General features: G+C 63.4%; 10 protein-coding genes. 5 read left to right on the plus strand and 5 right to left on the minus strand.

Features of this window, described 5'->3' with window-relative positions; translation table 11 throughout:
• Positions 1-54 precede the first annotated feature (54 nt).
• The 5 genes from ugpQ to ugpB form a co-directional block, all read right to left on the minus strand.
• Complete coding sequence (ugpQ, locus tag AB6724_RS03570; RefSeq protein ID WP_369337130.1) at positions 55-843, minus strand: glycerophosphodiester phosphodiesterase; 789 nt, start codon at positions 841-843, stop codon at positions 55-57.
• A 91-nt stretch (positions 844-934) separates the two neighbouring features.
• On the minus strand, positions 935-1,942 hold the full coding sequence (gene ugpC / locus AB6724_RS03575; RefSeq protein WP_369337131.1) for a sn-glycerol-3-phosphate ABC transporter ATP-binding protein UgpC: 1,008 nt from the start codon (positions 1,940-1,942) through the stop codon (positions 935-937).
• A 50-nt stretch (positions 1,943-1,992) separates the two neighbouring features.
• On the minus strand, positions 1,993-2,844 hold the full coding sequence (gene ugpE, locus AB6724_RS03580; protein ID WP_369337132.1) for a sn-glycerol-3-phosphate ABC transporter permease UgpE: 852 nt from the start codon (positions 2,842-2,844) through the stop codon (positions 1,993-1,995).
• Between the two features lie 2 nt (positions 2,845-2,846).
• Entirely contained in the window at positions 2,847-3,728 is an 882-nt protein-coding gene (ugpA, locus tag AB6724_RS03585; RefSeq protein WP_369337133.1) for a sn-glycerol-3-phosphate ABC transporter permease UgpA, read from the minus strand.
• A gap of 120 nt (positions 3,729-3,848) precedes the next feature.
• On the minus strand, positions 3,849-5,162 hold the full coding sequence (ugpB, locus tag AB6724_RS03590) for a sn-glycerol-3-phosphate ABC transporter substrate-binding protein UgpB (RefSeq protein ID WP_369337134.1): 1,314 nt from the start codon (positions 5,160-5,162) through the stop codon (positions 3,849-3,851).
• Between the two features lie 524 nt (positions 5,163-5,686).
• Here ugpB and AB6724_RS03595 point away from each other — a divergent pair.
• The 5 genes from AB6724_RS03595 (at position 5,687) to AB6724_RS03615 (ending at position 12,597) form a co-directional block, all read left to right on the plus strand.
• Positions 5,687-9,604: a DUF3683 domain-containing protein gene (locus AB6724_RS03595; protein WP_369337135.1), complete on the plus strand. Its 3,918-nt coding sequence runs from the start codon at positions 5,687-5,689 to the stop codon at positions 9,602-9,604.
• A complete protein-coding gene (locus AB6724_RS03600) occupies positions 9,601-10,041 on the plus strand; it encodes an HIT family protein (RefSeq protein ID WP_369337136.1) in 441 nt (146 codons plus the stop codon). Before AB6724_RS03595 ends, AB6724_RS03600 begins: the two co-directional genes overlap by 4 nt.
• A gap of 75 nt (positions 10,042-10,116) precedes the next feature.
• Positions 10,117-10,536, plus strand: a complete 420-nt coding sequence (locus tag AB6724_RS03605) for a gamma-butyrobetaine hydroxylase family protein (RefSeq protein ID WP_369337137.1) — start codon at positions 10,117-10,119, stop codon at positions 10,534-10,536.
• Between the two features lie 206 nt (positions 10,537-10,742).
• The gene (gene ubiE / locus AB6724_RS03610; RefSeq protein WP_369337138.1) at positions 10,743-11,474 is read left to right on the plus strand and encodes a bifunctional demethylmenaquinone methyltransferase/2-methoxy-6-polyprenyl-1,4-benzoquinol methylase UbiE; all 732 of its coding nucleotides are present in this window, start codon (positions 10,743-10,745) and stop codon (positions 11,472-11,474) included.
• 127 nt (positions 11,475-11,601) lie between these two features.
• Positions 11,602-12,597, plus strand: a complete 996-nt coding sequence (locus tag AB6724_RS03615) for a Tim44 domain-containing protein (RefSeq protein WP_369337139.1) — start codon at positions 11,602-11,604, stop codon at positions 12,595-12,597.
• The last annotated feature ends 119 nt before the right edge of the window (positions 12,598-12,716 follow it).

The following is a 12,716-nucleotide window of genomic DNA, read 5'->3' on the forward strand; positions in this document are numbered from 1 at the left end:
TCGAGCAATAAATGCTATGAAGCCCAATCAGAGTCAGTGCAAGCAGCTATCAAATCAGAGTTGAGAACCAGTCTGCGCAGGGCTGAACATGTCCACGCGGTCGGTGATGATGCCGTCCGTGCCCAGGGCTATCAGGCGCTGGGCGGCCCACTGGTCGTTGACGGTGTAGCTGCTGCAGCGCAGGCCCGCGCCATGGACCTTGGCCACCAGCTCGGGCGTCCACAGCGCATGGTTGAGCACCATGGCCGAGCAACCCAGATCCAGCGCGGTCTTCAGGTCGATGTCCCCGGGGCTTGTGCCCTTGGCGTCGGCCAGCTTGTCCACCAGCAGGCCGCGCGGAATATGGGGGGCTGTCTCGCGGGCACCCTTGAGCGCATCGGGCTGGAACGAGGTGAACAGCGGCTGCACTTCGGCTTGCGGCCAGATGCGGTTCATCAGCTCGCCGCAGGCGCGGCCGGTTTCTTCCTCCTGGCCCGGTGTGGGCTTGATTTCCACGTTCAGGTGCAGATGGTTGGCCAGGCACCAGCGGGCCAGGGCTTCGAGCGTGGGGAGCGGCTCGCCCGCGTAGGCGCGCGAATGCCAGCTGCCGGCGTCGAGCTGGGCCAGCTCGCCCATGCTCTTGTCGCCGCCTGTGCCGTGGCCGTTGGTGGTGCGCTCCAGGCCCGCGTCGTGCATGAGGAACAGCACGCCGTCGCGGCTGAGCTTGGCGTCGCACTCGAACATGCGGTAGCCATGCTGGGCGCCGAGGCGGAAGGCGCTCATGGTGTTCTCGGGCGCCAGCTTGCCGGCGCCGCGATGGGCGATCCAGCGGGGATAGGGCCAGGGTTTCAAAGTGGTTGTCATAAGTTTCGCAGTCTTTACGTGACAAGAGCACCGCAAGCAGGGGCTTGGGGTGCTCTCTAAAAAGTCAGCCTAGTGCGACCTCTGTGCTGGCTCAGACACGTTTGCCGGTTTCGGCATGGAACCAGTGCAGGCGGTCTTCGCGCGCGGAGATGCGGGCGGTCTCGCCGGGCTTGGGGAAAGGCTTGCCTTCCTCCACGCGCACGGTCACGTCTTCGTCGCCGACCTTGCCGTACAGCAGGCGCTCGGCGCCCAGCAGTTCCACGGTCTGGACCTTGAACTCCACGCCGCCGGCCTCGACCAGATCGATGTGCTCGGGGCGGATGCCCAGAATCAGGCCGGGCTTGCCGTTGGGCGAGTGCTTAAGCAGGTTCATGGGAGGCGAGCCGATGAAACCCGCCACAAAGGTGGATGCAGGCGTGTGATAGACCTCTTCGGGCGTGCCGAACTGCTCCACATTGCCGCCGTTCATCACCACCATGCGCTGGGCCAGGGTCATGGCCTCGACCTGGTCGTGGGTCACGAACAGGCTGGTGATGCCCAGCTCGGCGTGCAGCTTCTGGATTTCCAGGCGGGTCTGACCGCGCAGCTTGGCGTCCAGGTTGGACAGGGGTTCGTCAAACAGGAACACCTGGGGCTGACGCACGATGGCGCGGCCCATGGCCACGCGCTGGCGCTGGCCGCCGGACAGCTGGCGGGGCTTGCGATCCAGCAGGTGGCTGAGTTCCAGAATCTTGGCGGCTTTGTCCACGCGGCGCTTGATCTCGTCTTCGGGCACCTTGGCGAGCTTCAGGCCATAAGCCATGTTCTCGTAGTTGCTCATATGGGGATAGAGCGCGTAGTTCTGGAACACCATGGCGATATTGCGCTTGGCGGGTTCCAGGTTATTGACCTTGTTGGTGCCGATCAGCAGGTCGCCGTCGGTGATCTCTTCCAGGCCGGCAATCATGCGCAGCAGGGTGGACTTGCCGCAGCCAGAGGGCCCGACCAGCACGATGAATTCGCCGTCGTTGATCTCGACGTTGATGCCGTGAATGACGGGTACGGCAGACTTGCCGCTGCCGTAGCGCTTGACGATGTTCTTGAGGGAAATGGAAGCCATAACAGGGTTTTATTCAATCGGTCAAAAGACGGTGGATGGGCAGGCGGGGATTACTTCTCGGTATCCACCAGGCCTTTGACAAACCACTTCTGCATCAGCATCACCACCAAGGTCGGCGGCAGCATGGCCAGGATGGCCGTGGCCATCACGATGTTCCAGTCGATGGCGGCCTCGCCGCCGCCGGCCACCATGCGCTTGATGCCCACGACCACGGGGTACATGTCTTCCGAGGTCGTCATCAGCAGCGGCCACAGATACTGGTTCCAGCCATAGATGAACTGGATCACGAACAGTGCGGCGATCGAGGTCTTGGACAAGGGCACCAGGATGTCCTTGAAGAAGCGCATGGCGCCTGCGCCGTCGATGCGCGCAGCTTCCACGAGTTCATCGGGTACCGTCAGGAAGAACTGGCGGAACAGGAAGGTGGCCGTGGCCGAGGCGATCAGCGGCAGCGACAGACCGGCGTAGCTGTTGAGCAGGCCCAGTTCGGCCACCACCTTGTAGGTGGGCAGGATACGCACTTCCACGGGCAGCATCAGGGTCAGGAAAATGGCCCAGAAGCAGATCATCTTGAACGGGAAGCGGAAGTAGACGATGGCGAAGGCCGAGAGCAGCGAGATCGCGATCTTGCCCACGGTGATGATCATGGCCACGACAAAGCTCACCCACATCATGTGCACGACATTGGTGTTGGAGCCCAGCTTGCCGGAGCCCAGCAGCGCTTCCTTGTAGTTCTCCCACAGATGGGAGCCGGGCAGCAGCGGCATGGGGGCCTGGACGATCTCGCTGGCGGTGTGCGTGGAGGCGATCAGGGCCAGGTACAGCGGAAAGGCGACGATGGCCACGCCGAGGATGAGCACGGCGTGGGAGAAGAAATTGAGCCAGGGGTTGCGATCAACCATGATCAGTACTGCACTTTCTTTTCAACATAGCGGAACTGGATCACGGTCAGCACGACGACGATCAGCATCAGGATCACGGACTGGGCTGCGGAGCCGCCCAGGTCCAGGGCCTTGAAGCCGTCCAGATACACCTTGTAGACCAGGATCGAGGTCGACTGGCCGGGGCCGCCATGGGTGGCTGCGTCGATGATGCCGAAGGTGTCGAAGAAGGCGTAGACGATGTTGATCACCAGCAGGAAGAAGGTGGTGGGCGAGAGCAGCGGCAGCTGGATGTTCCAGAAACGGCGCCAGGGGCCGGCACCGTCGATGGAGGCGGCCTCGATCAGCGCCTTGGGAATGGACTGCAATCCGGCCAGGAAGAACAGGAAGTTATAGGAGATCTGCTTCCACACCGAGGCCAGCACGATCAGCGCCATGGCCTGGTTCTCGTTCATCAGATGGTTCCAGTCATAGCCCAGTTTGCCCAGGAAATAGGCGACCACGCCGATGGAGGGCGAGAACATGAAGATCCACAGCACGCCGGCGATCACGGGTGCCACGGCATAGGGGATGATGAGCAGGGTCTTGTAGACCATGGCGAAGCGCACGATGCGGTCCGCGAAGATGGCCAGCGCCAGCGAGGTGGCGATGCCGACGCCGGCGACCAGTACCGAGAACAGGGCGGTGCGGGAGAACGAGTCCAGATAGGCCGAGTCGGCGAACAGAGTGCGGAAATTGTCCAGTCCGACCCATTCGGTACTCATGCCGAATGCGTCCTCCATCTGGAACGACTGCAGCACAGCCTGCGCGGCGGGCCAGAAAAAGAAGATGCCGATGATGAGCAACTGCGGTGCGATCAGCACCCAGGGCAGCCACCCGGATCGGAAAAGAACACGTTTTTCCATGAGGAGTCACAAATAAAAAAACCGCCGCGGGCTGGGTTCAGTCAACGGGGTGTTTGGGGGGCGCGATGCTCCGGGTTGGAGCACCGCAGGCCGGTCGGCGCCCTTGCGGGCGCCGTGGATTTACTTCTTGTAGGAGCGCTCGAAGCGGGCCAGCAGCTCGTCGCCGCGGGTCACGATGGAGTCCAGAGCCTGCTTGCCGCTCTTCTTGCCGGCCCACACCTGTTCGAGTTCTTCGTCCTCGATGGTGCGTATCTGCACATAGTTGCCCAGGCGGATACCGCGCGAGTTGTTGGTCACCTTGCGGATCATCTGCGTCACGGCGGTGTCGGTGCCGGGGTTCTTCTGATAGAAGCCGGACTTGTCGGTCAGGTCATAGGCGGCCATGGTCACGGGCAGGTAGCCGGTGCGCTGGTGCGAGGCGGCCTGGACCTTGGTCTGGGACAGGAATTCGAAGAACTTGGCCACGCCCTTGTAGTGCTCGGCGTTCTTGCCGGCCATGACCCACAGCGAGGCGCCGCCGATCACGGTGTTCTGGGGCGCGCCCTTGACATCGGGGTAGTAGGGCAGGGGAGCCAGGCCGTAGTTGAACTTGGCGTTCTTGGCCACGTCGCCGTAGTAGCCGGACGAGGTCTGGATCATCGCGCATTCACCGGCCGTGAACGAGGCCTGGGGAATGGCGCCGCGGCCCTTGTAGACGAATTCGCCGGCCTTGGCTGCTGCGGCCAGGTTGTCGATGTGCTTGACGTGCAGCGGCGAGTTGAGCTTCAGGCGGGCCTTGTAGCCGTTGGCGCTCAGGCCGTTCTGCTCGGTGGCGAACTCCACGTTGTGCCAGGTGGAGAAGGACTCCAGCTGGGTCCAGCCCTGCCAGGCCAGGGTCATGGGGCAGCTATGGCCGCTTTCCTTGAGCTTCTTGGCGGCGGCAAAGACTTCGGGCCAGGTGGCGGGAGCCTTGTCGGGGTTCAGGCCGGCCTTCTTGAAGGCGTCCTTGTTGTAATAGAAGATGGTGGTCGAGCTGTTGAACGGAAAGCTCAGCATCTGGCCGTTGGGGGCGGTGTAGTAACCGGCCACGGCGGGGATGTAGCCCTTGGGGTCGAAGGCCACGCCGGCGTCTGCCATGACCTTGGCCACGGGCACGGTCGCACCCTTGGAAGCCATCATGGTGGCGGTGCCCACCTCAAACACCTGCAGGATATCCGGTGCATTGCCCGAGCGGAACGCGGCGATGGCGGCCGTCATCGATTCGTCATACGCGCCCTTGTAGGTAGGGACGATCTTGTAATCCTTCTGGCTTTCATTGAACTGCTTGGCCAGATCGTTGACCCACTCGTTGTTCACGGCGGTCATGGAATGCCACCATTGGATCTCGGTGGTGGCTTGCGCCGAAAAAGCGGTGGCGGCGACGGCTGCGGCCATGGCCAGTTGCTTGAATTGCATGAAGGCTCCTCTAACGTTCGGTGACTGAATATGCGGTGCTGCACATTAGGTCATGCGTATGACATATGCATGTCATTGTTTGCGTGGGCTGCGCACTCCACCATGGGCCGAACCCGTAAACATCGTCGTCATATGACGGCAGTGTGACCAAAGGGGCGCGCGAAGCGGCACCATTCTAGGTCAAGGGAATTTCGTTTGGTGTTGGTAGTCTTTCGTATTGAGTTGTTTTTGGTTCGTAAATGGTTGATTACGGCGGAAACAGGCTATGTGGCGTGGTGCAAATGTCACAGGCCGCTGTCCGGGCGCGGTATGGCGGGCCAGGCGCGCGCGACGATGTGAGCGGTCGCCTGCGGAATGGGCAATTTGGCAGGCCGAGGACCGTGGCCCGCATATGGGTTGCGGGCGCGGGATCTGCGGGTCCATCGCGCGCATAGTCCACAGCCGAGCATGGCCGACACGCGTAGCTTAAAATCGTCGTCCCACTGGCTTCGGGGCGCCACCGGGCGCCCGATACGGTCTACCCCATGAATGTTCCGATTGCGTTGGCCGCCGCCCTGCAGGCTCAGGCTGCCGAACCCGCTCGACTGCGCGAGATTCCCTATAACTACACCTCGTTTTCCGACCGCGAGATCGTGATTCGCCTGCTGGGCTCATCCATGTGGGATGTGCTCAACCAGCTGCGTCAGGAACGCCGCACGGGCCGATCCGCGCGCATGCTCTACGAGGTGCTGGGGGATATCTGGGTTGTGCAGCGCAATCCCTATCTTCAGGACGATCTGCTGGACAACCCCGGTCGCCGCAAGGCGCTGGTGGAGGCGCTGGAGCACCGCCTGGCCGAGATCGACAAGCGCCGCGAGCCCAATCAGGATGCGGTGCGCGACCAGCTGGTGGGCCAGCTGGTGGAGGCCGCACACCGTGCAGTGCATGAATTCAACGCCACCTTCGTGGAAGCCGAGCAGCTGCGCCGCCGCGTGCACAAGACGCTGGGTCGCTACACGGCCAAGGACAACATCAAGTTCGACGGCCTGTCGCGCGTGGCCCATGTGACCGACGCCACCGACTGGCGCGTCGAGTACCCGTTCGTGGTGCTGACCCCGGACACCGAAGCCGAGATGGCAGGCCTCGTCAAAGGCTGTATCGAGCTGGGCCTGACCATCATTCCGCGCGGAGGCGGCACCGGCTACACGGGCGGCGCCATTCCGCTGACCTGGCGCTCGGTGGTCATCAATACCGAAAAGCTGGAGGCGCTGACCGAAGTCGAGATGCGCCGGATTCCCGGCGTGGATCGCGATGTGCCCACGATCTACTCCGAAGCCGGGGTGGTGACCCAGCGCGTGGCCGATGCGGCCGAGCGCGCGGGCTTTGTGTTCGCCGTGGACCCGACCTCGATCGAGGCCTCCTGCATAGGCGGCAACATTGCCATGAATGCGGGCGGCAAAAAGGCCGTGCTCTGGGGCACGGCGCTGGACAATCTGGTGTCCTGGCGCATGGTGACACCCGACGCCCAATGGCTGGAGGTCACGCGTCTGGACCACAACCTCGGCAAGATCCACGATGCCGAGATGGCCTGCTTCGAGCTGAAGTACTTCGAGGCCGACGGCAAGACCCCTGTGCGCACCGAGCGCCTGGATATCCCCGGCCGCACCTTCCGCAAGGAGGGCCTGGGCAAGGACGTGACCGACAAGTTCCTCTCGGGTCTGCCCGGCATTCAGAAGGAAGGCACGGACGGCCTGATCACCAGCGCACGCTGGGTGGTGCACCGCATGCCTGCGCACACGCGCACCGTGTGCATGGAGTTCTTCGGCAATGCCAAGGATGCCGTGCCCTCCATCGTCGAGATCAAGGACTATATGTTCGCCGAGCAAAAGCGCTCGGGCGTGCTGCTGGCCGGCCTTGAACATCTGGACGACCGCTACCTCAAGGCCGTGGGCTATGCGACCAAGAGCAAGAAGGGCAACGGCCATCTGCCCAAGATGGTGCTGCTCGGCGACATCGCCGGCGACGATGCCGACGAGGTGGCGCGTGTGGCCGCCGAGGTGGTGCGCATCGCCAATTCGCGCAACGGCGAGGGCTTCACGGCCGTGAGCGCCGAGGCGCGCAAGAAATTCTGGCTGGACCGCAAGCGCACGGCCGCCATCAGCCGCCATACCAACGCCTTCAAGATCAATGAGGACGTGGTGATTCCGCTGCCGCGCATGGCCGAGTACACCGACGGCATCGAGCGCATCAATATCGAGCTCTCGCTGCGCAACAAGCTCAAGCTCTGCGACGAGCTGGCCGGCCTCTTCAAGCATGGCGACCTGCCCCTGGGTAAGAGCGACGATGCCGGCGACATTCCCAGCGCCGAGCTGCTCGAGGACCGCGTGCAGCAGGCTCTGGGCCTGGTGGCCGAGGTGCGCGGGCTCTGGCAGGGCTGGCTGGACGGCGTGGCCACGCTGTTCCCCGAGCTGCAGGACCACAGGCTGCGCGCGAGCTGGAAGACCCAGCTCAAGGAGCCGCTGTCCAAGATCTTTGCGGGCGCAGCCTTCCAGCCGCTGCGCGAAGCGCTCAACGGCATCCACCAGAAGGTGCTCAAGGGCCGCGTCTGGGTGGCGCTGCACATGCACGCCGGCGACGGCAATGTGCACACCAACATCCCCGTCAACAGCGACGACTACGAGATGCTGCAGACCGCGCACGAAGCCGTGGCGCGCATCATGGAACTGGCGCGCAGCCTGGACGGCGTGATTTCGGGCGAGCACGGCATCGGCATCACCAAGCTGGAGTTCCTCTCGGACGAGGAACTGGCGCCGTTTGCCGACTACAAGAAGCGCGTCGACCCCGAAGGCCGCTTCAACAAGGGCAAGCTGATCCGCAACGAGGAGTGGGATGCCTCGGCCCATCAAAGCCACGACGGCCGCTCGCCGCGCGAGTCGCTGATGTATGCCGACCTGACCAATGCCTACACGCCTAGCTTCGGGCTGATGGGCTATGAGTCCATCATCATGCAGCAGTCGGACATCGGCGCGATTGCCAACAGCGTCAAGGACTGCCTGCGCTGCGGCAAGTGCAAGCCCGTGTGCGCGACCCATGTGCCGCGCGCCAACCTGCTCTACAGCCCGCGCAACAAGATTCTCGCGACCTCGCTGCTGGTGGAGGCCTTCCTCTACGAAGAGCAGACGCGCCGCGGCGTCTCGCTCAAGCACTGGCAGGAGTTCGAGGACGTGGCCGACCACTGCACGGTCTGCCACAAGTGCCTCAACCCCTGCCCGGTCAAGATCGATTTCGGCGACGTGACCATGAATATGCGCAATCTGCTGCGCAAGATGGACAAGAAGAGCTTCCGCCCCGGCAACAAGCTGGCCATGGCCATGCTCAATGCCACGAATCCGGACACCATCAAGTTCATGCGCTCGGCCATGGTCGGCGTGGGCTTCAAGGCTCAGCGTCTGGCCGCCGACGTGCTGGGGGCAGTCGCCAAGAAGCAGGCCGCCCATCCGCCGGCATCCGTGGGCACGGCGCCGCTCAAGGAGCAGGTGATCCACTTCGTCAACAAGAAGCTGCCCGGCGGCCTGCCGACCAAGACGGCGCGCGCCCTGCTCGACATCGAGGACAAGGATTACGTACCCATCATCCGCAATCCCCAGTCCACGAGCGCTGATACCGAGGCCGTGTTCTACTTCCCCGGCTGCGGCTCGGAGCGTCTGTTTAGCCAGGTGGGTCTGGCCACGCAGGCCATGCTCTGGCATGCGGGCGTGCAGACCGTGCTGCCGCCAGGCTATCTGTGCTGCGGCTATCCGCAGCGCGGTTCGGGCCAGTTCGACAAGGCCGAGAAGATGATCACGGACAACCGCGTGCTCTTCCACCGCGTGGCCAATACGCTGAACTACCTGGACATCAAGACCGTGGTGGTGTCCTGCGGCACCTGCTACGACCAGTTGCAGGGCTATGAGTTCGACAAGATCTTCCCGGGCTGCCGCATCATCGACATCCACGAGTACCTGCTCGAAAAGGGCATCACGCTGCAGCACAAGGGCGCATATCTGTACCACGACCCCTGCCATACGCCGATGAAGACGCAGGATCCCATGAAGACCGTCAAGGCGCTGATGGGCGACAACGTGCTCAAGAGCGAGCGCTGCTGCGGCGAGTCGGGTACGCTGGGTGTGACCCGCCCCGACATCTCCACGCAGATCCGCTTCCGCAAGACCGAGGAAATCCGCAAGGGCGAGGCGGTGCTGCGCGACAGCGGCGCCGTGGCCGAGAAGGACAACGTCAAGATATTGACCAGCTGCCCCAGCTGCCTGCAAGGCCTGTCGCGCTACGGCAATGATCTGAACAACGGCCTGCTCGAAGCCGACTACATCGTGGTCGAGATGGCGCGCGACATCCTCGGGGAGAACTGGATGGCCGACTATGTGCAGCGTGCCAACCAGGGCGGCATCGAGCGAGTCTTGGTATGACCCTGCAAGACCATTGCCCGCTGTGCGCCGCCGATGGCGGTGTGCCGATCTGGCACGGCGACAAGCTGCGCGTGATCCGCGCGGCGGAAGCCGGCTTTCCGGCTTTCTACCGCGTGGTCTGGAACCGGCATGTGGCCGAGTTTTCGGATCTGAGCGCCGCAGACCGCAGCCTCTGCATGGAGGCCGTGACCGTGGTGGAGCGCGTGCTGCGCGAGCGGCTCTCGCCCACCAAGATCAATCTGGCGGCTCTGGGCAATATGGTGGCTCATCTGCACTGGCATGTGATCGCGCGCTACGACTGGGACAGCCACTTTCCGGCGGCGGTCTGGGCGCCCGCGCAAAGACCGCGCGACGAGGCCAGAGAGGCCGAGATCGTGCACCAGCTGCCCGAGATCGATGCCGCACTGCAGCAGGCCTTGGGCCGCTGGGCGGCCTGATGTTTCCCCTCTCCCGCGTGGAGAGCGAAAGAGCGGCCCGGGGCTGCTCTTTCATGCCTTGAAAAGGAGATCGAGATGGCCGGATTGCAAGCCCATACTCCCACCCCCGAATCCCTGACCGTGCATGGCGCATCGCGCGTGCTCGAGGTGTCCTACTCGGACGGCAAGACTTTCCGTATTCCGTTCGAGCTGCTGCGCGTGTATTCGCCCTCGGCCGAGGTGCAAGGCCATGGCCCGGGTCAGGAAGTGCTGCAGACGGGCAAGCGCGAGGTGGGCATCACCACCATCGAGCCCGTGGGTAACTACGCGATCAAGCCCTTCTTCAGCGACGGCCACGAGAGCGGCCTCTACACCTGGGAATACCTCTACCAGCTGGGCAGCCAGCAGGATGCGCTGTGGCAGCAATATCTGCAGCGCCTGGCGGATGCGGGCCTGGACCGCGACACACCCATGCCTGAAAAAGGCGCGGGCGGCCACGGCTGCAGCGTGCACTAAGCCGCTGCGGGCGTGCCCCAAACGCCACATGACCCATACGCCGCGCGCAGGGTTATTGAGGCTGATGCTATATTAACGATAGCTTATGACGCTCTGTGAATAAGCGTCATCGGCTGATTCCTTTAAAAACCATAGTGCTTCAAAGCCTGTAGCCACACGGGGTTGTCGCTGTACGCGCGAGCACTGCCTGCTTAGCATTCATTGTTATGAGCTCCACACACTTCGGATTCCAGTCGGTCGATGAAAGCGAGAAGGCCAGCCGCGTGCGCGGTGTGTTCGACTCCGTGGCATCCAAATACGACATCATGAATGACGTGATGTCGGGTGGTCTGCACCGTGCCTGGAAGGCCTATACCGTCATGGTCGCCAACCTCAAGGAGGGCGACAAGGCGCTGGACATCGCGGGCGGCACCGGCGACCTGGCACTGGCGTTTTCCAAGAAGGTCGGCGCCTCGGGCCAGGTGGTGCACACCGATATCAACGAGGCCATGCTGCGCGTGGGCCGCGACCGCCTGACCGACAAGGGCGTGATCCTGCCCACGCTGGTCTGCGACGCCGAAAAGCTGCCTTTCCCCGACAACCACTTCGATCTGGTCAGCGTGGCTTTCGGCCTGCGCAATATGACGCACAAGGATGCCGCGCTCAAGGAAATGAACCGCGTGCTGCGTCCCGGCGGCAAGCTGCTGGTTCTGGAGTTCTCCAAGGTGGCCAAGCCCCTGGAAAAAGTCTACGACTGGTACTCGTTCAAGATCCTGCCGAGCATGGGCAAGCTGATTGCCGGCGACTCGGAAAGCTATCGCTATCTGGCCGAGTCCATCCGCATGCACCCGGGCCAGCAGGAGCTCAAGGCCTTGATGCAGCAATGCGGCTTCGGCCATGTGGATTATCACAACATGACGGGAGGCGTCTGCGCCTTGCATGTGGGGATCAAGTGCTGATCCTCTGAGCGGCGGCCACTCCTTAGTGGGAGGGCGGCCTTGCCGGTTTCCTGCGCCGCCAGCGGAGCAAGGCGTTTGGCGAAACCGATTTTTAGTTATTTTTTGTTTTGACAGGAAGGGAGATGGCATGAGAAAACTGTGGTCAATCGTTTTGGTGGCAATGCTGGTCGTGGCGCATGGGCAGGCCGATGCCAAGCGCATGGGCGGTGGCTCATCGTTTGGCAAACAGTCGGGCAACGTCACGCAACGTGAAGCCTCTCGTGCTCCGGCCCAGAATCCGCAACAGGCTCCGCAGCAGAATGCGGCCCAGCAGAACCGTCCCGCCACGCCGGCAACGCCTGCTGCCCAGCCCAAGAAGCCCTGGGGCGCCATGCTGGGCGGTCTGGCCGCAGGCCTGGGCCTGGCCTGGCTCGCGCATTCGCTGGGCCTGGGAGCATCCTTTGGCAACATCCTGCTGATCGCCTTGCTGGCCATGGTCATCATGGCGGTCGTCGGCATGGTCATGCGCCGCCGCAATGCCGCGCCCGCCATGCAGGCCGCCAGCAGCCCGTTTGCCTTCCAGGGCGCGGGCAATCTGGGCGGCGATGTCAATGCGCCGCAGTCCCGCCAGTACAACCCTGAAAAAGTGGGCAACGATGCCTCGGCCCGTCCCTGGGAGCAGAACCACCTGCCCGAGGCCGCGGCTGCCGGCGGCTCCATGATCGGCTCGGCTCTGGCCGGTTCGCAGAACTGGGGCGTGCCCGCCGGTTTCGATACCGAAGGCTTCCTGACTGCGGCCAAGCGCAACTTCGTCACGCTGCAGTCGGCCTGGGACCGTTCCGACATCGGCACGCTGCGCTCCATGATGACCGACGAGATGCTGTCGGAAATCCGCAGCCAGCTGTCCGAGCGCGAGGCCCAGCGCCCCGGCGAGCCCAATCACACGGATGTGCTCATGATCGACGCCCAGCTGCTGGGCATCGAGGACCTGGGCAACGATTACATGGCCAGCGTGGAGTTCTCGGGCATGATCCGCGAGGAAGCCTCCGCAGGTCCCAGCCCCTTCCGCGAGGTCTGGAACATGACCAAGCCCAAGAACGGCGCCAGCGGCTGGCTGGTGGCCGGCGTCCAGGCGCTGCAATAAAACAGCTATCCTTGCACCGGCATGTCCCGCACCAGGGGCATCGAGCAAGGGCCGTCCCGCAGCGAAGGTGCCGTCCCCCGCAGGGGGAGGGCGCGTAGCGCCACAGGGGGGAATCAATT

Origin of the sequence: Comamonas guangdongensis (assembly GCF_041079535.1) — a bacterium.
In the GTDB taxonomy this organism is placed as follows: Bacteria; Pseudomonadota; Gammaproteobacteria; order Burkholderiales; family Burkholderiaceae_C; genus Comamonas; species Comamonas guangdongensis.